At 52.1% G+C, this 20,969-nt stretch carries 11 protein-coding genes; 1 reads left to right on the forward strand and 10 read right to left on the reverse strand.

Annotated elements, in window-relative coordinates; genetic code table 11:
• The 10 genes from A5320_RS03945 to A5320_RS03985 form a co-directional block, all read right to left on the reverse strand.
• Nucleotides 1-9,189 carry a type I polyketide synthase gene (locus A5320_RS03945; RefSeq protein ID WP_068061186.1) on the reverse strand — a complete coding sequence of 3,063 codons (9,189 nt, stop codon included), beginning with the start codon at nucleotides 9,187-9,189 and terminating at the stop codon, nucleotides 1-3.
• A gap of 69 nt (nucleotides 9,190-9,258) precedes the next feature.
• Nucleotides 9,259-10,494, reverse strand: a complete 1,236-nt coding sequence (locus A5320_RS03950) for a cytochrome P450 (RefSeq protein WP_157605619.1) — start codon at nucleotides 10,492-10,494, stop codon at nucleotides 9,259-9,261.
• Nucleotides 10,495-10,576: 82 nt separating this feature from the next.
• Nucleotides 10,577-12,652 carry an AMP-binding protein gene (locus tag A5320_RS03955; protein WP_068061191.1) on the reverse strand — a complete coding sequence of 692 codons (2,076 nt, stop codon included), beginning with the start codon at nucleotides 12,650-12,652 and terminating at the stop codon, nucleotides 10,577-10,579.
• A gap of 622 nt (nucleotides 12,653-13,274) precedes the next feature.
• Nucleotides 13,275-14,540 carry a serine hydrolase domain-containing protein gene (locus tag A5320_RS03960; protein WP_068061194.1) on the reverse strand — a complete coding sequence of 422 codons (1,266 nt, stop codon included), beginning with the start codon at nucleotides 14,538-14,540 and terminating at the stop codon, nucleotides 13,275-13,277.
• An 80-nt stretch (nucleotides 14,541-14,620) separates the two neighbouring features.
• On the reverse strand, nucleotides 14,621-16,279 hold the full coding sequence (locus A5320_RS03965; RefSeq protein ID WP_068061197.1) for a M56 family metallopeptidase: 1,659 nt from the start codon (nucleotides 16,277-16,279) through the stop codon (nucleotides 14,621-14,623).
• 1 nt (nucleotide 16,280) lies between these two features.
• The gene (locus tag A5320_RS03970) at nucleotides 16,281-16,712 is read right to left on the reverse strand and encodes a BlaI/MecI/CopY family transcriptional regulator (protein WP_068061200.1); all 432 of its coding nucleotides are present in this window, start codon (nucleotides 16,710-16,712) and stop codon (nucleotides 16,281-16,283) included.
• Between the two features lie 332 nt (nucleotides 16,713-17,044).
• Nucleotides 17,045-17,548 (reverse strand): hypothetical protein, encoded by a 504-nt coding sequence (locus A5320_RS21870; protein ID WP_157605621.1) that lies wholly within the window; start codon nucleotides 17,546-17,548, stop codon nucleotides 17,045-17,047.
• Between the two features lie 91 nt (nucleotides 17,549-17,639).
• Nucleotides 17,640-18,209 carry an NAD(P)H-dependent oxidoreductase gene (locus A5320_RS03975; protein ID WP_082971520.1) on the reverse strand — a complete coding sequence of 190 codons (570 nt, stop codon included), beginning with the start codon at nucleotides 18,207-18,209 and terminating at the stop codon, nucleotides 17,640-17,642.
• A 120-nt stretch (nucleotides 18,210-18,329) separates the two neighbouring features.
• Complete coding sequence (locus A5320_RS03980) at nucleotides 18,330-18,701, reverse strand: MerR family transcriptional regulator (protein WP_068062947.1); 372 nt, start codon at nucleotides 18,699-18,701, stop codon at nucleotides 18,330-18,332.
• A gap of 121 nt (nucleotides 18,702-18,822) precedes the next feature.
• Entirely contained in the window at nucleotides 18,823-19,278 is a 456-nt protein-coding gene (locus tag A5320_RS03985; protein WP_068061202.1) for a DUF4870 family protein, read from the reverse strand.
• A 404-nt stretch (nucleotides 19,279-19,682) separates the two neighbouring features.
• On the opposite strand from A5320_RS03985, the gene A5320_RS03990 reads away from it, so the two are divergent.
• Nucleotides 19,683-20,924 carry a serine hydrolase domain-containing protein gene (locus A5320_RS03990; RefSeq protein ID WP_068061203.1) on the forward strand — a complete coding sequence of 414 codons (1,242 nt, stop codon included), beginning with the start codon at nucleotides 19,683-19,685 and terminating at the stop codon, nucleotides 20,922-20,924.
• Nucleotides 20,925-20,969 lie beyond the last annotated feature (45 nt).

The following is a 20,969-nucleotide window of genomic DNA, read 5'->3' on the forward strand; positions in this document are numbered from 1 at the left end:
TTAAATCTTCATAATGTTTGTTTTTTTGTGGACGAACGTCAGTTTTTCAGTCTGTCCGTTCAGAACTTGCGAAGCCGGTTCTGCCAGCCGCTCCAACAGATGCTGTGTCAGGCCATTCACCGAATTGACGCTATCGCCGAGCACTTGTTCGATTTTCAGCTCGATCTGAAACAGCTGTTTCACATCGCTACGCAATTGCAAAGCCACCAATGAATCCACCCCGAGCAACAAAAAACTCTGCTGCGGATCAATCGTCTGCGCCATCAGCTTGTCGGCCAGCCACTGCGTTAGCCAGTCCGCCAGCATCGTTTGTCTGAGCGAGGGATCAGCCTGTAATACTTGTGCCGCCAGTGAGTTCTGGCTGTCAGTGTTCGCAGCGGTTTGAGCGGGTGCCACCTCATCATACAAGGACCAGCGGGGGCGTCGTTGGAGCGTGCTAGCAAAAACCGGCCAATCCACATCGGCGATCAGCAAGTTATTCACCCCTTGCTGCAAGACCATATCCATCAATTGCAACGCTACGCCTGCCTGCAAGAGTCGGATCCCCCGGCTCTGGTAGGTCTGCTGTGCCTGTAAAGCAGAGGCCATCCCGTCGTGGACATCCCATGGCCCCCAACTGATACTGAGCCGGCGGACTGGGTTCGTGGCTGGCTGTGCCGCCCAGGCGCTCAAATAGGCATTGGCCGCCGCATAATTGGCTTGTCCGGGCGCACCAAACATCGCGGCAGCGGACGAGAAACACAGAATAAACGCGGGACGCTGTGTACCCAGTGCCTGCTCCAGATGCAGTAGACTAGTCACCTTTGCCTGCGCCACATGGGTAAAGTCGTCATCGGTCATGCGGTACAACGGTTTATCGAGCAAGACACCGGCAGCATGAAACACCCCGATCAGTGCTTGATGCTGGCCGTTTAGCTGTTGCATCAAACGGCTGACATCCGCCGGTTCACTCAAATCAGCCTGATAAGCCGTCACCCGGACATCCGCAGGCAACGGGTCCAGCAACGGCAGCCGACCGGAACGGGACACTAACACGATGTCAGTAGCACCCTGTGACAACAGATGTTGGGTTAGCAGCCGGGCCAGCGCACCACTGCCGCCGGTAATGAGGTAGCTCCCGTCAGATCGGTACTGATAGCGCTGAGTGGATTCAGGACGCTGACGGCTTAACCAGGGAAGCTCAGGCTGATTTACGGTCAGTCGTAGCTGCCTGGTATGTGCTGTAGCCTGCACCAGGTCCCGTAATACTGCGATGGATGGTAAAGAGGTCTGGGCTAGATCCAGGGTCGCCACTTCAATCCCGCTCAGCTCCGCCTGCAGCGTTCGCCCAAGTGCCCAGATACTGGCCTGTGCTGGCTGAACAGACTGATTGACCGCATCGCGGGTCACAAGGACCAGCCGGGTTTGGCAGCTGGTTTGTTGTTCCAACGCCAGAGCAAGCGTGGTAAGCCGCATCATCAGGGCAACGGGCACCTGCGCGCTTTGCGCAGTGGCGCTTTCGAACGGCCAAAGACACACAACAGGAACCGGGTCTCCCGTCTTGCCCAGTTTCTGCAGCCTGGCGAGTATCTCATCAATGTCGTCATCGCGAATCGTCTCAACAGCGGACTCATCAAAGCTGGTTGTTGCTGACAGCACCAGCAACGGCGACGGCTGTCCCTTCAGCTCGGTGCCTGAAGCCGGTAATGGCCGCCAATCAAGCTGATAACAGAGCGACTGCTGCGCCATATCTTGCCGAAACACGTGCTCACTGGCAACGGAGACCACCAACTGGTCAAACGTGGCAACAATCCCTTGTTCGTCCCAGAGCGAAATGTCTGCGGTGAAGCTGCGGGCGACGCCAGTGAAGCGAACCTGCGGCAACTTTTTTACCCCACAAAATAGCGGACTACCTGGTACCGGCTTGCGTCTAAAATTCATTTGGCTAAGAGCCAGCGGTATATAAATCTGCCCATGCGCTAAGCCATCAGGACTCTCAGCCACCAGGCTTGCCAGGGTTTGAAAACAGGCATCAATCAGGCCGGCATACAACGGATGTTGGGCATCTGCGATCAGCTTCCCCTGCTGCTCAATGGCTCTGATGCAATAATCAGCGCCACTGTAGCCGTCCGCCAACAAGCGGAAATGGCCTTGCAACTGATAACCTCGACGGGCAAATGCCTGATAAAAATCATCACTTTGCACAGTGCTGCGCTGCAGCTCAGTAGCACCGAGCTGCATCAGCGCCAGTGCACTGTTGTCGGACATCGGCATCACCGACAGCACTAAATCACAACTGGCATGGACTGACCAGCTGCTACCGCTGGTTTGTTCGCAGCTAAGAAACTGACATTGATAAATCTGCTCGCCCGTCTGTCGTAACAAGGTCTGGAACTGCACCGTCTGATCAGCACGCAGCACCAGCGGACGTTGAAACTCAATATTACTCAGCGTGCAGGCCGCGATACCGGCTAATTCCTGTAGCGCGCACAGTGCTGCCGACAAATAAAACGCACCGGGGACTACTACCTGGCCAAATAACTGATGGTCGGCAAGATAGCGTAATTGCTGCTGACTGAGAGTCGTACTGAATCGAATTTCATTGGACATCGGCAAAGGTAAACGTTCGCCCAATAACGGATGTAATCCGGTTTTCATGACCGTCTGCTGCGTTGGCAGCCAACAGTCCCGCTGTACAAATGGATAGCCCGGCAGCGTTAATACCTCGCCCCGAGGTTCACCGTACACTACCTGCCAGTCCACCTGACCGCCAGCCGTCAGCCAGCTCGCCACCAGTGTCAGCAACTGCGACTCGCTACAGGTGTTAGCCGGATTGTTCAGTAATAGTCCAAGCTGTATTTCCACATCGACGGCAGCCGCCGTCTCCGCATACGTTGGCGTCACTTCAGGTGATCCTAACCAGAACTCCCGGCTTGTCAGTTGACTGGAACAATACAATTGCCCCTGGTGACTGATCTCGCGCTGTGGTGGTGCCAACGGAAATGATAATGGCTCGTGGTTACCACAATACAAACTCAGCGCATCAGCGAGTTCCAACGATCCGGCAAACCACAGGGCCAACGGTAGCAAACTGACCGGCGAATCGAGGCCGCTGCTCCGGATGCCAATTTGTTGCATGTAGCGTAATACAGCCGCCTGAGTCATAAACAATGACACCGCTTCGGCCGGCAACGTCGCCAGGAGATCAGCCTGACCGGCCATCTCAGTTTCGAGCGCCGTGAACTGCATACGAATCACCGCAGGCAATAGCTGGAGGTCGGGCGGACAGACGTCACAGAGCTGGATTCTGGCAACCGGCTCTGTCGGGGACATGGTCCCGATGCAGCTGATGTCCGTACTCAAACGCTGTAACTGTTGCCTGAGCCCGGTTTTTGATGTCGACACGATGATCTGTCGGTAAGTCAGCAGCGGGCGCTGCCAGTTATGCGCCTTGCAGATGTCTGTCCAGTCGACCTGTTGTGGCTGATCCAGCCATCCCAGATATCGACGGGCATAGGCTTGCAACTCCACCGGGGTTTTTGCGCTGAGTGCCAGCATGGCTGGACCGGCTCGGTGCACGTGGCTAGACTCGGTTTTTAGATAAGCGCTGAGGATCAGGTGCGCATTCGTCCCGCTAAAGCCAAATGAGCTGACTGCCGCAACCGGTAAAGCTACACCCGCCGGCCAGTTGCTAACTTTCACGGGAAAATCCATTTTTACAGCATCAACCACCAGATGCGGATTGCGCTGCTGCAGGTGGAGGGTCGGCGGGATTTTTTGATTCTGTAAACTCAGCACGGTTTTAATCACACCAGCCACCCCGGCGGCAGCTTCGGTGTGACCAATATTGGACTTCACAGCCCCAACGAGCAGTGGCTGACGTCGCGCAGTGCCCTGACAATAAACCTGATTCAGCGCATTGATTTCCACAGGATCGCCCAATGCAGTCCCGGTGCCATGCGCTTCGACATAAGACACTTCGTCAGGCGTGACATTCGCCTGACGCAACGCTTGCCGGATAACCTGTTGCTGTGCATGACCGTTGGGAGCAGTCAATCCCTGACTCTGGCCATCCTGATTCACCGCCGAACCGCGGATCACTGCCAGAATACGATCGCCATCGTCACGAGCCTGACTAAGCGGCTTCAGTAGTAATAAACCACAACCTTCGGCCCGAACATAGCCATTCGCCCGCAGGTCGAAGGTCTTACAGCGACCATCCGGCGCCAGCATACCGGCCTGACTCAGAACTACATTGGTGTCCGCTGACAGCAGCAGGTTAATACCACCCGCCAGCGCCATTTCACACTCGCCGGCTCTGATACTCTGGCAAGCCTGATGGATTGCGACCAATGATGATGAGCACGCCGTATCAATCGACATGGCAGGCCCCTGCAAGCCAAAAAAGTACGCCACTCGTCCGGCAATCACACTGAGGGAGTTACCTGTTCCCATGTAGGCATTCAGCGCTTCAGGTGTCAGCTGTTTCGTGCGCAGGTAGTCATTGGGGCCTACTCCCAGATAAACGCCCACAGTTCGGCCTTTTAACGTCTCTGGGTCCACGCCTGCATGCTCAAGGGTCCGCCAGGCCGTCTCCAGAATCACCCGCTGTTGTGGATCAATATTGATCGCCTCTGCATAGGAGATATTAAAAAATTCGTTAGCAAATAGGCCAATATCACTGATAAGCCCGGCCCATTTGCTGGTCATCTTGCCGACAGCCGGTGTCGCCGAATAGTATTTCGCCATATCCCAGCGCTGATCAGTTAACTCGGTGATGGCATCTCGACCGGATTGCAACAGGTCCCAGAATTGCTCTGGACCATCGACCGCGCCTGGAAACCGGCAATCCAGACCGATAATGGCGATAGGTTCCTGCTCAGACCACGGCGTCAGACTTTGCAAAGATGTCACGGCTGCCTGATCTAACAGCATTAATTTCAGAATGTACGCAGACAGCGCACTGATACTCGGGTGATCAAACAACAGGTTGCTCGGCAGGGGCTGCTTGATCTCGGCTGACAGTTTGTTTCGTAGAGTCAGCGCAAGCACCGAATCCAGCCCCCACTCAATCAGCGGGACGTGCAGTGCAAGTGCTTGCGAGTCGCGTAATCCCAGCACGACTCGGGCACAAGCCTCAATCTTGCCCGCCAGTAGGGACGGACGTAAATCAGCAGCGACCTGACTCAACTCACGGAGCCAGTCTGTCGCAGGTTGTTCGTCCGCCGCCCCAGCAGCCCGCCAGCGCTGGTACAGCGACACATGGGGGCGTAACTTGGTACGTGCGGCCAGACGCTCATCATCAAACACACAACAGATATGGCGTTCTGAGGAGCGAAAATGCCGCCGAAATGCCAGCTGCATCTGCTGACTGCTTTGCTGACCGACAAAACTCTGGGCAATACCAGACTGTGCCGCGACAGCCATACCGGAGCCATGCAGTGGCCCCCAGTTAAAGCATGTTGCCGGTAGGTTCTGCGCGCGTCTGCACTGATACAAACTATCCAAAAATGCTGCTGCAGCCGCATAACTGCATTGATGAGGCGGAGCTAAAACCGACGACAACGAGGAGTTCAGCACGAAAAATTCCAGCGTTTTGTCCAGACTCCATCTATGTAATTGCCAGGCGCCAAACACCTTGACGGCAGAAACCGACAGCAGATTCGCCCAATCTAACTGACTAATGGATTCATCTGCCAACAAACCGGCCGCATGGACAATCCCGCCTACCGGCATGGCAGGTTGCACAACCAGATCCAACTGCTGCTGCACATCTGGTTGGCTCAAATCCAGCCGGGCTGTCAAAATATCAACGCCGTCGCGGCGCCAGGCTTCTAATTGCTTCTGCTGCGAATCCTTAAAACAGTTGGAACGGGATAACAAAATCAATTGTCGCGCCCCCAGCTCGACCAATGATTTGGCCTGAGCAAAACCAATCTCACCGGTGGCACCGGCGATCAGGTAACTGCGATCCGCCCTTAACTGAGCGAGCTCCACCGAAGCAGCCGACGTCGCAGCTGGTTGCAGGCAACGATATTCCAGGCCATTCGCGGTCAAGCGTAGTTGATCTTCAGTCAACGGCGCACTGACAAGCTCCAGCAACACCGAAAACGGGGTATCTGTGCTGCAATCCAGCTGAATAAGCTGTAAATCCGGTCGCTCCGCCGATAACACCGCATACATCACCCGGCTGATAGCCGCCCATAAGGGTTCATCCTGCCCATGGGGTTGTCGTCTGATGATGACTAGCCGGGTCAGTCCATTGGCCGTCCATGTGCTGAGCGGTTGCAGGATGTCCATCTGCTGCCTGACAACATGATAAAACGTCGCTGCATCGAAACCGGTACCACAGTCAAGATCTAGGACCAACTGCCAGTTGCCGTCAGCCGCCGACAGGGCCGGCAATACAGTGTTTAAATCCGTTGGCAGGGGCTGCAGCAGAATATCCGGCTGTTCCGCTGTGACTTCAGCCTTGTCCAGTTGCCCCTGATAGAACCAGATGGTTCTCAGCGCCGGAGCGGACTTTTTCAGCGCAAGCGACAGCGGCTGCCAACTCAGTGTCCAATCAGGCAGAGAATTCGGCACGGAACCTGCGCCCCCTCTCGCAGTGCGGGCTTGCACCGGCTTATACCAGTAGGGCTGCCGGTCAAAGGTATACAACGCTAAATCGATTGCCGGATCAACGGGGACGTAGGCCAGCGTCTCCGGTCGAAGCCTGATGCCGGCAAGGAACAGCGTTTCGGCGCTATGTTGCCATGCGCTATTCCCCTGTCCGGCACGGGCCAGACTGGCCAAAAAGTGATCGGGTGCCGCCTGGACCAGCGGTCTGATCATTGATAACAACGTATTGCCTGGACCCAGCTCCAGCCAGTGACTGATCCCGCTGTGCTGAGCCTGCAAGACCGCATCAGCAAAATACACCGGCTCGACGATATGACGGGCCCAGTAGCCAGGGTCGCTAAGCTCAGCGGTCACCCGCCGGCCCTCCAGCGTTGAATATACTGGTATATGCGGTTGGCCGAATGCAATCGTGTTGGCGATAGTCTGAAAATCAGCGGCGGTTTGCTGCATTAAAGCAGAATGAAACGCATGAGATACTTCGAGCCGCTGGGTGCGGACTTGCTGCGACGCCAACTGCGCCAGTAATTGGGTTAACTGGGTTTTATCACCAGACACAACAGTGTTGTCGTGGTTGTTTACCGCAGCGATCCCAAGCCCTGGATGATCTGTCAGCCATTGCCGTACCGTCGCAACGCTGGCAAAAATAACCGCCATCGCCCCATTATCTGGCAAACTGGCCATCAGCAACGCCCGCTTGCTGATCAAAAACAACGCCTGTTCAGCAGTCAATACGCCAGCCAGACAAGCCGCCGCGTATTCGCCGACGCTATGACCAAGCACCGCCTGCGGCTTGATCCCACTCGCCAGCCAGGCATCCGACAAAGCCAGTTGTAACGACAGCAACGCGGGCTGGGCATAATAGGTATCGGTCAGCGCGGGCGCGTTGTCGTCCCATAAAAAGGCAATTAAATCCATCCGATGATGGGTCGCCAGCCACTGCTGACAGCTGTCCAGTCGCTGCCTGAAGGCCATCGATTGTTGATAGAGTTCACGCCCAACTCCCCGATACAGCGCGCCTTGTCCGGTGAACACAAAAGCCAGCGCCGGCGCACTTACTGCGCAAGTACTGACAATCTCTTGCTGTAACGCGGCAATCAGCCCAGTAAGGCTCTGCGCCCGCACACTGGCTTTGTGCTGAAAAAACGGCTCTTGGCGCCAGGCTTTCGCGCAATAGGCCTGCGCCGGTGTGTTGGTCAGCAGACTTAACTGATAGGCATGCGAGCGCGCTAGCGCCTGCAAAGAAGACGCCGATACCGCACTAAGCGGTAACCATAAATCAGCAGCTGCTTCGGCCATCGCGGGCACCGGCGCAGTGGCTGGCGCTGCGGCCAGCACAATATGGCTATTGGTTCCGCCAAAACCGAATGAACTGACCCCGGCGATTGCCGTGTCACCGGAAGGCCAGGCCTTCGTCGCGGTAACCACATTTAATGAAGCTTTGGCATAATGCAAAAATGAATTCGGAGTATTGAAATTTAAAGATGCCGGTATCGTTCGGTGGTAGAGCGCCAGGGCTACCTTGATCACGGAAGCAATCCCGGCTGCAGCTTCCAGGTGTCCCAGATTTGTCTTGACGGAACCAATATCGACTTTATCTGCACGATTATGACTGAAAATCTTGTTTAACGCTTTGAACTCAATCGGATCGCCAAGTTTGGTGCCGGTGCCGTGCGTCTCAATATAACTAACCTGAGCAGCGCTAACCCCTGCATCCAGCAATGCCGACCGGATCACCGCTTCTTGCGCTTTCGGGTTAGGCGCAGTCAGACCATTACTCTGACCGTCTGAATTCACCGCTGACCCCAGCAACTTCGCGTAAACTCGGTATTGTTGCTGTGGGCCCGGTGGCAGGGCTCTGATAAAAATACAACCGACCCCTTCGCCGCGAACATAGCCGTCCGCACGATCATCAAAGCTGTGACAGCGATAACTAGGGGACATAAAGCCCGCCCGCAAAAAGCCCAATGTGGTCATCGGTGACAGATTCGCCTGTACGCCACACACCAGCGCCGACTGACACTGCCCCTGCCGGATTGCTTGCATCGCCAGGTGCAGAGCCACCAGCGACGACGAGCAGGCCGTATCAACAGCCATACTGGGTCCGGTAAAACCATAGAAGTAGGACAAGCGGTTCGCAGCGATAGCATGAGCATTGCCCGTCCCCGCTTTCGCCTCACCATGACCGGACACTAATGTCGCATATTCGTAAGCCGAGACCCCGACAAACACACCGGTGTCAGATCCCCGGATTTCATCCGGACTCAAGCCGGCATCCGTCAGGGCATGCCAGCTGGCCTCCAGCAATAAACGCTGTTGTGGATCCATGCACTCGGCTTCTTTGGGAGAGATGTCAAAAAACTGCGGATCAAACTGTTCAATGTCATCGATGTACCCCCCCTGCATACCAGCTAAATCCTGCGCTGCATGTTCAATGGCTGTATCGACAGGCCAAAGTGCGAGCCGCGCAGCCGGAATTGGCCGCACAGCCTGTTGCTGCTGCGTCAGCAACTGCCAGTACTGTTGACGGTTCTGCGCGCCGGGAAAGCGACATGAGATACCAACAATCGCAATTTCACTTTGGTTAAACATCTGATTTTCCTAAGTATTTATAATTATTCATCCAACCCACTGCAGCTACAGGACCAACGCCAGCCTCATTCAGCAACTGGCCGAAAATGTCAGTGGGAATTTGCGAAAACCCCGGATAATAATGCTACGGCGCCGGACGATGTCGGCGGTTACTGGTCTGAGATTGGGCAACTGGACCAGCGCCTTTATCGCACTTTGCATTTCCATCCGGGCCAATGCCGCTCCAAGACAAAAGTGCCGCCCAGCCGCAAACGGCAAATTGTTATTCATCACTCTGGCCAAATCCAGTTGGTTGGGCTGTTCGAATTGCGCCGGATCACGGTTTGCAGCCGCCAGACACAAATAGACACTTGCCCCCTTTGGCAATTCGTATCCAAACAACTGCACGTCTTCCTGCGCTTCACGCACAATAAACTGGGTCGGGGTATCAAAACGGATCAATTCTTCGGTTGCACTAGCAATACTCACATCTCCGCTGCGCAGCCGATCCAGCTCCGCCGGGTTGCAGATTAACGATAAAACACCATTGGCTATCGCGTTACCGGCAGTCTCATGTCCAACGCTGAATAACATCGCACAGATACTGATGATATGCGCTTGCGATAACGGCCCCTCCTCGTCTTCGTAGCGCAGCAAATTGCTCAACAGGTCGTCCTGTAGATTCTGCCGTTTCTCCTGCAGGATCTCTTGCATGTAGTGAGAAAACTCCTCAGACGCGCGGACGATATCTTCGTAGGTGCCAATCGGTTGTGGTCGTTCAAAAATCTTAAATAACATGGTTGCCCACTGAAAGAACTGCGTTTTGTTTTTGATAGGCATTCCCAACATGGCCGCCATTGTTAGGGTCGGCAAGCGTAACGCAAAATCGTCCATCAGTTCGAGTCGGCCATGTTTTTTCGGTTCATGCAACAAGCTGTCAGCAATCGAATCAATCGTTGCCGCCAGTTGTTTAACTGAGTTTGGTAAAAACGCTTTGGTTAAGGCTCTACGTGTTCTGGGGTGCTCCAGCGCATTTAAGAAAAATAACCAGGATCCAATCACGCCGCTGGCCAACTCAAACTTTTCCGGCTCTTTTGCCAGATAGCCTTTATTTTTTAAATCCTTCGGTAAGTCTTCCACTTCAAACCGTGAGTCCAGCAAGACTTCCCGCACATCTTCGTAACGAGACAAGACGATCAGATCACCGCGATAGCCGCGGCTTTTGTAGACCGGAGCCTTGCTCCTGAGTTCATCCAAAATCGGGTAAGGGTCAACATAAAACTCTGGTGTATAAGGATTAAATTGATACATTTTTTCATTATCCATGACTGGTGTTCCCAGATGTTGTTCATTCACCACGTACCGCGCAGCCAACAAACAGGCCACGGCGTACGTTCAATCTATCTGTTCAAACGACTTCAGAGGTAGTCTCGGCCAGATGCTCAGCCAGCTCGCCAATGGTTGGGTACTCATAAAACACCGTCGGCGATAACTCACGTTGCAGCAGATGTTGTAATTCCGCGGTGATCGCAATCGCTGTGGTCGAATTCATTGCAAAGCTGGCAAACGGTTTGTGCGGATTGATATGCAGGACCGGGATCCGGAGCAACTGGGCGATTTTGTCAGTCAACCACTGCGTCAATTCAGCCTCAGACCAGTGTTTGCCATCCGGCACGGCTGAGTTCTGCGACCAATCCAGAGGGTTCACCTGATCTGCCTCGCGCTCCAGCGCAATGTCTGTAAGCTCAAAGCAGACCTGCGCCGACCAACTTGCGATCGTGTCAAGTTGTCCACTATGAAAAAGCGTTTTCGCTTGTTCCCGCTGCACTTTGCCGCTGGTCGTGACCGGCAAACTACCGGTTTTTAACAGCAAAATCTGTGTTGGATACACCCCGTGTACCTGAGCGATGGCATTGTTGATTGCTGTAAAAATCTGATCGTGATCCGAAGAGCGGGATTGTGTGCGTTCCAACTCATTAACAAGTACCAAACCCTCACCGTTTGCACCATCCACAGCAAAAGTCGCTCCGCGGAAATCACGCAACGCTACATGACTGTTTTGCGCTGTACGTTCAATATCTTCAGGATAATAATTTTCACCATTGATGATAATTAATCCTTTCAGACGACCGGTTACATACAACTCACCTTGTTCATCGCAAAACCCAAGGTCGCCGGTACGCATGTAAAAGCCTGGTAAATCGACACATTCCGCTGAAAAGTTCTGCGTGGTCAGCACTGGGTCGTTGATGTAACCGCGTCCGACACTATCACCCTGCACCCAAATTTCGCCGATTTCAAAAGCCTCACAGCGTCGCTTTTGGTCTGGGCAGACAATTTCAATGCGAACGCCTGGACGCGCCAACCCGTTACTTACCAGCGATCTGCCCGGCTCATCCGCCGCAGCCAGCTCTGCTTTGCTGGTTTTCAGGCTTTGCTGACGTACTTTCAGTGTTTTATATGCGCTGGCTTTGTCGCCACCACTGACCATCAGTGTATTTTCCGCTAGGCCATAACACGGATAAAACGCCTGTTGTTTAAAGCTTGCGTCTTTGAAAAAATCGTAAAACGCCTGCATCGTCTGATGATCAACTGGTTCAGCGCCGTTAAAAGCCAGGTCCCAGCTAGATAAATCCAGCTCAGCTTTTTGCTCGGGCGTGATCCGGTCCAGACATAACCGGTACGCAAAGCTTGGCCCGCCCGTTGTATTGACCCGACGGGCTGTAATTTCCTGTAGCCAGCGAAACGGGCTTTTCACAAAATGAGTAGGCGACATTAACGCGACGGTAAATCCGGCGTACATTGGTTGCAAGATACAACCAATCAGACCCATGTCGTGGTAGGCTGGCAACCAACCCAACCCCTGTGTTTCCCGGTGATGTCCAAACGCATTTTTGATGACCTCACTGTTATGCAGCAAATTTTGCTGGGTGACCTGAACGCCTTTTGGGGTACCGGTAGACCCGGAAGAGAACTGCAAAAAGGCTAAATCATCAGCGCGGAAATCCGGTCGTTGCCAGTCGTTGTGCTGATTCTGTGAAAAGGATTGAACATCAAAAATTTTAGCCTGTGCAATCGCCGCAAAGTCAGGGGCAAATAACGCGAGTTTTTCCGCTACGGCGGCGGTGGTGAGAATATGGCGAATTCCGCCCTGCTGTAAAATACTGTTGATGCGTTCAAACTGTTCCGGCCGCTTTTGCGGCGGTGCCGCGGGTACCGGTACAGCGTGACCATAACTGCATCCATAGAAAGCCCGGATAAACAACTCATTATCGGATAACAGCAGTAACACGTTCTGGCCGGCCAGTCCTTCCTGGCGGACTACGGTGGCGAAACGCTGCGACGCCTCATCAAGCTCAGCAAAACTCAGCTGGGTATTGTCATGCGCGGATTCTTTAATAAAGACAACATAACTTTTATCAGGTGTTTCAGCCGCTCGCAGCCGGGCTAGGTCGCACAAACTAACAACCGAATTTTCCCGCATAAATTTTCCCCTCATCAGTGATTTTGTTCTTGGTCTGCACCTGCAATGCCGCACTGGATAGGTTAAACCGCCGATGAAAAATAGCCGACGCCAACCACTCAGGATGCATGAAACCGGACTTTCGCTGCAAGAATCTCACGCATGAGACATGTTTTGCCGCAATGACTTTTGCCTAACAACCCAACAAATACCGGACAACATGATGGACCCCATCGTTTTGCATAAAACTGGCAAAGTATCTCTTCAGAGACAGTCTGACTACGGCGGAATATCGTCCGTCAGTGCCATGGCGAATAGCAGTCTACACCCCATGGATCTGCGGCGGCCGGAAACAGCGCTCAGACAGCCTTAATCAGTGCCAGTTTGATTCTTGTTATCATGCGATTGGTGGTTGAATAAACTAAGTTACTGCATTTTAATCAGCATTTGAAGTTTTATTTACCGACAGATGGATGAAGAGTCCGGGCTGATATTGTCACATCAGCCCGGTGGAGCGTGATAGCCCGCCGTGACACGGGCCTTGTCTGTAACTGTTATGAAAACATAAACACTGTGGTGCGTTAACGCGCAGAAATCGGCTGGTCATCAAAATCCAGATGCCAGCCATGTCGCAGCAGACTGTTTACGGCAGTGCCTGCTCTGTCTTCGCCGCGGTATCTCTGTTTCTGCTCATCAGTTCAGGCGCAACCTGCCGTAAGAATGGTTTGGTCAACTGGCTGACTTCATGCGCAAATTCACACCAATTTTGGGTCTGGGTATTGATATTTACCGCCACCACCAGCTGCCATTTGGGATAAATTACCAGTAAACTCTGGGCACCATCCGAGACACCGCCATGATGTACGTAACTTATCTCCTGGTTGAGCGGGTCTTCCCGATCACAGTACAAAAACGGGTCGGAATAATGTCGCCAGCCAAGTGCATAAAACTGTTCATTAACCTCGCCATTTGCCAGTTTTTGAACGGTCCAGAACTGCTGCTGAATTTGCGGCGGCACAAAATCGGCAGCAAACCATGCGGCGCCTAATTTGGCTAAATCGACAGAAGTTGCAACCAGGCCACCGGATGCCCATTTTTGACTGAGATCTACCGACCGGTGAAGCCGCGCCTGCCCTTCCTCTGTTTCATAAAACTTTGCCTGCTGCGGGTCATCCTGATCCGCCGCGCCCAGTGAACTTAACCCAAGTGGTGTCGCCACTGCGGACTGCAGGTAACTTAAAAAAGGTTGCCCGGTTGCACTTTGTAAAACCGCACTGGCCAGATTGACATCAAAAGAGCTGTAATGAAAACGCTCGCCGGGCTCGGATAGTAAATCGCTGTCATCAAATAAGGCCAGCGTGTCATCTACATCAGTAAAATGGCCCCACTTTAACCAACTGCGGATAGATCCGATGCGGTCCGTGTTGTTCTCGTAACCCGGCAACCCTGCAGTATGCGACATTAACTGGCGTAACGTCATCGCTTGCCAGGCCGGGTTTGGTAAATCCGTTTTATAACGGCTGATGGGTGTATCGAGCGCAACCTGTTGCCGGGCGACGGCGCGTGCCAGCGCAGTCGCCGTCACGGCCTTCGACGTACTGCCAAGGCGAAAGCGGGTTTGAATGCTGACCGGGGTAGCCGTCGCAATATCGGCATAACCCGCCGCACCGGCCCACACCAGCTCACCCCGCCAGGCGACCGCTGCCGTCATTGCAGGCCAATGGTGCTGCCGCCGACTCTGCACCAGTTGGTGCTGTGCGGTAGCGGCACTATCGGCAAATGCCGGTAGAAAGACTTCGCTTTGGACCGGCGCATCGTCCGGCACCGGTACACTGCTTTGCACCAGATGACAGCCTGATAAGCCGGAGCCAGCAAGCAACATCAGGGGCAGTAATCCTGTTCCTTTCATTTGATTCTCCAGTATAGGACAGATAGTTGTTGACAGCGGCTATCAGCTGTCCATTTCCGACAGCCGCTACTCGTCTGACTTCAGGGGGGCGACTGGCCAGCGATGTGGTCTGTCCGATGTTGCGAACCGCTTACGCCATCGACTCCCCCTGCGTTGCTGGCAATGATGGATCTGCTGTGCAGGGGCGTCCGGCACGCTATGGCTGCATCGCGTGCTCCCAGTCCAGTCAGATAGTCGCGCATAGCGGGAGTAGCCGCCTGATTGAGCGCACTACGCCATTGACGACCATCTGAGACAGGACTACGCACCTGCAGGTTGAGCAGCGCCCCCCGGGATAACAACAGGCGGGCCATCGCGACATCTCCGCGCATACTGGCATTAACCAAGGGTGTTTCATCGGCGAGCACCGCTGCATTCACATCCGCTCCGGCGTCCAGTAATTGGTTGACCAATTGTTGATTCCCCCGCTGTACTGCAATAATGAGCGCATTACCATCGCCCCGGCTACTCACATCAGGATCGGCACCTTGCGCTAATAAAAAAGCCACCATCTCAGGTAACTGGATCCGCACCGCCAGCATGAGCGCTGTACCATCCCCTGGTATCGGAATGTTTAAGGGCGCACCGGCTGCCAGTAACTGCTTCACTTTTAACGAATCATTGGCAGCAACTGCCCGTAATAACTCAGCGACCGGGGCTAACGCGGACAAGCTCACCCGGGCATGACGCGCTGGCAGGTCAGCCAGCTGCCAGTGTTGTGCCAACCCGACACTGCCAATCAGCAGCAACCCCAGTGTCAGCAACAGCGCCGGTCCCGCACGCTGGCCATCCTGTGGCGAGCGCAGTACCGTATCCACCCGCAGAGCCAGCAAAGGCGCCTGCCACCAACGCTGTGCGAATACCGGTGGGACAGCATTCACCGGGCATTGCAAACGGGCACAATCCAATAGTGTTTGAGCGTACTGATGCGGCGCGGCCAGTTGTTGGCTAACCAGCACATCGCAGCGCAGTTCACGCCAGCGATCGAGTTCGGTGGCAATATAGTGCCAACCTGGACTCCACCAAAACAGACAGCCCACGAGTTGCTGAATCAGGTAACTACGCAAATCGCCCTGCTGTTGATGGCATTCCTCATGGCGCAGGATCAGAGCCAGTTGCTCGTTGTTAAAATGCTGCAGATAATATTCAGGCAAAACGATCACCGGGTGACGCAGGCCAAGCAGCATGGCACCGCTGATCGACGGATGACTGTAGACTGGTAAGCGACAGGCTGGTAACACCACTCGGATCGGCTGTGCCTGCTGACGCAGACCACGGGCTGCCAAATAACTATGAAGCAACCGGCCAAACCGCAGCAAACTGACTAGAGGCACTAACAACCAGAACCAAGATCCAGGCGTTAGCTGGTAGATCAATTGCGACAACAGTGGCCAGTCGACGTATCGCACAGCCAAATCGTCTGTGGCAAACGCAGTGCCAGAGCTCATCAGTGCCGGTGCACCGGTTAGCTGTGTGATCCCTTGATGAAACCACGGGAGTAATTGCTTGTCCAAAGCCCAGGGCTGCAATAACACCAGCGGTAAAATCAACAGCAGAACAGCGTTCAGCTGCCACAGTTTCAGCATCCGGGCTGCCGGCAAGCGGGTCTGCCGACTGAGCCAGTATAAAGCAGACAACCAGACAGAACAGAGCAATAAATGCAACAGCAAATAAAAACCCAGCCAGCTGATCTCCAGCATTTTATTTCTCCTGCCCGCCGACGATTCGCTCATTCTCCGCGTCCTGCATTTGCTGTGCAGCTGCTTCATCAATCTTGGCCTGCAGCTGGTTCGCCGTCTCAGCGGACAACGCCTGTTCGCGGATCAGATGTTGCGCAAGCAAATCAGGGGAGCCGCCAAAAAATTTCTTCAGCAAACTCAATAGCGCCTGACTGCGCGCTTCCTGCTGGACAGTTTGAGCCTGATAAACGAAAGCTTTCCCTTGCTTCTCAATGCTGACGTGACCTTTGTCATGCAAAATCCGGCACAGCGTCTGCACAGTGGTATAGGCGACCGCCTGCTGCAAACACAATTGAGCGGTGATTTCCCTGACTGTTAACGAGCCTTGCTGCCAAAGTACCTGCATGATCCGTTGCTCAGCAGGCGTCAATTCTGTCGATTTTTGTCTGGCCATTGGGATGCCCTACTAATTCATTAGTAGAACGATAAATCAACCAGTTGCTTCGATCAACTAATTATTTAGTTTTTATTCATCTTGCAGAAAAATGGCCCGATGACCTAATACCGTTCAGCTAAGCACTTTTCAGATCGGTTGACCGATCCACTTGCTGATGTGTAAAGGCCTGCAACAGAGATGTCGCAGGCCTTTTTCTATGCACCTAAAAACTCAGCAGGCACTTTAATCTCTTAACTATTTACCTTCAACTTTCAATATGCACCTTATCAAAATCACACCAGTAAACTCCGAATATGCGCTTATATAAATTTATACATTTAGAAGGTTTATTAAAATTTACGGCCATCATTGATAGGCACAGAATAGTATCCCGTTCCATTATATATTCTGTAGTTAATTGCATGACCGATAAGTGATGTATTTACAACTTCAGTCGTAGATTCCTTCCTCCATTCAATAACAGCATAACCGAGAATTTCTGCTGTAGATGGATTCATTAATGAAACCCTGGTCGAATGCTTGGGTGCGATAGTAAACTTTACGGAATAACTTGAATTAACATCGGAATAATTTGATATATTCGAAGCTCTGAGCAATCCAGTATTATTATCATTATCCACATCCGAGACTACATTTCCACTTTGATTGTATATTTTTATTGTAACTTCGGTATCTGTTTCGGATGTATTTGTTAAATGAATAAAAGACTCCATTCTGCTTGAAGAATTATGAAAGCTTGATTGTAAATGACTAACTGTAGCGCTACCTGACTGCGCGAAAGCTGCACCAGATGTTAACGATCCAATCACAAAAAACAATATAGACTTTTTCATTACAGTTCCCTTATGGTGAAATTTTAAATTTAAAGCACTAAAAAACCAAATAAAAATATCACCAAAACTACATACTCACAATAACAGCTAATCACCGACTCGCCAGTTGTTGCACTTTATCCAGCCAGCGCTGACGTTTCGCGGCATCAGCACTTAACACCGGGCTAAAATAATGGCTGGCCTGGTTTTTAATGCCGACAAAACCAAGAATGGTCCGGGTCAGCTGAAAATACAGCGGATTGCCTTGCCACCATTTGTACCAGAACACTGGGGTGTCGAGCGTCAACAACAACTCAGAAGTGCGGCCTTTGAGAAGCTGATCAGGAATGGCTTTACCTTGCTGATAGGAAAAGGCAAACCCCGGCAGCAGCACCCGGTCGAATAAGCCTTTCAGTTTGGCCGGCATGCCGCCCCACCACACCGGGCAAATCAGCACAATATGCTCCGCCCACTGCAGCTGTTGCTGAAATAGCACTAAATCCGGTTCCAGCTGTTGTTTTTCATCGTAACCCTGGCTCAAATCAGCCTGAAACTGCAACTCGCTCAAATGCACCAAAGTAACCTGGCGCCTGGCACTGGCGGTTGCAGCGTAATGTTCTGCCATCAATTTGCAAAAACTACGCGATTTGGGGTTGGCATTGATCACTAACACTTTTTTCATCATATGGCTCCATCATCAGATGGCAGCCATGCTAAACCTTGCCCCTAAGGTCAGAGTCAAGTGTCAATGTGCAGCGGGCGTTAAATCGTCAGTATAAAAAAGGAAGAGTGGGTTCATTTGTCAGTTATTAGGCTCACATTGCCGCAGCCCTTTGGCCACACAAGCCGCTATCAAATGCTGATAGTGCTTAATACGCTCTAATTCAGCCTGTTGCTGAATAATTTGCTGTGCAATTGCCGCCTGTTTTTGTGCTAGCAGTTGATTGAGCGCGACCCAGTCTAAATCCTGCACCCCAAGTTTAAGTTGTTGCAATTCAGCAAGCGACAGGCCCAGGCTCTGCGCTTCTTTAATCAACTGCACAAATTCAACATGCGACTTGTCATACACCCGGTATTTGCCGTGCCGGTTTACCTGCAGTAATTTCAGTGTTTCGTACAACCGGATCGCCCTTGGCGTAGCACCGGTTAATTTCGACAGTTCACCAATTAACACAATCAATGCTCCAGAAGTTGCCGGCATTCGGCGCTGAGTTGCAGATTTAACGGTCGAACAACAGCTGTAAGCCACATGGTATACCCGAGCTGAGCTATTTAGTGCTGCCGAAAAATCTATGCTAACGGCGCAATCTGTGGTGGTCTGCCTGTTCTGGATTATCCCGATGCAGGCCGTGGCGATCTTGTCTTCGGTACATTGGCCTATTGTCTTTGAGGTATAACCAGCCTTTTGCCACCCGGTAGATAAACCAGACGGTGTTGGCAACTACCAGCAAAACGCCAGCAACAAACAGTGGCAAACCCTTAACACCGGCGGCCATTAAAAAGCATGCCATACCAAGCAAGAACCAGAGTACGCTAAACAAGAAAGTTCTGATTTGCCAGCGGAAATGGCTTGCCAGAAAAGTACCTTCTACATCGGCTTTTTTGATAATGTTAATAATAATTGCAACCACACCACTGAAGCCTGACAAAAAAGACAGCGCATACAAAGCATAAAGTACTGAGGTCAGCGTTTTAGCGGATTCCTCCTTTACTGCGTCAATTTTTTTCTTATCAACATCAATAACTTCCATTCAATAATCTCCTTATTTTCCTGATTCAGGGTTGTTCATCATGCCATATCATTGCATTCGCACAGCACGAAATACACAGCCGACTGCGCAAAAAATGTTAAACGTTTCTAAATCGTGAATCAATTAGTTAACATAAAGTACCGGACTACATCCGATCCCCTGCCTCTCGGCACAAAATGTTGTGCGCTCTTAAGTTTTGCGGCAATTTTTTTTCTGTTCAAAGTTGTTAAAAATCAATGTAATGCCTGGCATTTCGTGCCTGATTTCGCCAAATATTGGTAACTTTCACCATCCCCCAATGCGACTGGCTGAATTAAATCTATATACATCATAATGTTAACCAAAATACCGATATGGACTACAACTTGCTTCATCCCCAACTTTTAACCAAAAGGACGGGCACAATGAAAAAAATAATTGGGATTGTAGTGGCACTTATCGCGGTTATCGGGGTGTTTTGGTGGTTGCTGCCAACCCAGCAGCCGGTTAGTCAGAACTTCAGCACGCTGGAAAACTTTATTCCAGCGCTGATGAAAGAAGCTGCCATCCCCGGCCTTGCGATAGCAAGAATTAAAAATGGTCAGACCGTGCTTATGCAAACGTACGGCAAGGCCAATGTTGAAACCGCGGCGCCTGTGACCCAAGACACCTTGTTTAATCTAGCGTCGATCAGTAAACCCATCATGGGGCTGGTGCTGCTGCAACTGGTCGATCAGGGTAAACTCGATTTAGATCAGGATATTAATCACTACCTACCCTTTATAGTGGATAATCCACATACCGAAAACGAAAAAATCACCTTACGCCATTTAGCCAGTCATTCATCCGGTATTGCTGATTATTACGATATCCAGAGTTACAGCGAAAATCGCGATTCCGATGTTTCACTGCAACAACATCTGAAAAGTTTGTTGTTGGCTGATGGTAACCACTATCAGCAAGGCGCGCATTTTCTGGCGCAGCAACCGGCGACTAAACGCCAATACAGCAATCTGGCGGCAGGGCTTGCCGGTTATCTGGTTGAAGCCACGACCGGCATGTCGCTGGCGCAATATAGCAAACAGCAGTTATTTCCTGCTCTAGGCATGACGCACAGCAGCTGGTTGCTACATGACTTAAATCTCATCGACATCGCCGTTCCCTATGAAGTTGAACAATGTGTACCTTATTTACCACAAATCGCCGGGCTCAGCTGTGCCGACACCGAATCGCCGGTATTCAATGAGCTGATTAGCCGTTATATCAACCCACCTGCAGCTTACAAAAATTTCAAAGCTTACCCGCATTTTGGCAACCCACAATATCCGGATGGCGGTGTGCGCAGCAGCATTTTGGAGTTAAGCCAGTTTCTGGTCGGTCTGCTGAATAACCAGGACAGCAACGGCCGGCCGTTATTATCAGATGCGATGTATCAGGAAATGTTTAAATTGCAGCTTGATCCGGCAGTCTCCGATAACCAGCGGTTTTTCTGGCGTGATAACAGCATGGGCCTCACCGGCCATATGGGTTCAGATTTAGGCGTATTTACTGCTTTGTATTTTGATCCGGCCAGCAAAGATGGCTTTATTATTCTTATGAACCGCGGCATGGACGCCAAAGCAGTGGCGGCGATGCAGCAGATTGCAAAAAAAATGGCTGAAATTTGAACGACTAACGACCACAACAAATCGCGGACATCCACTGTCCACATT

It is taken from the genome of Rheinheimera sp. SA_1, from assembly GCF_001669775.1.
GTDB lineage: Bacteria > Pseudomonadota > Gammaproteobacteria > Enterobacterales > Alteromonadaceae > Pararheinheimera.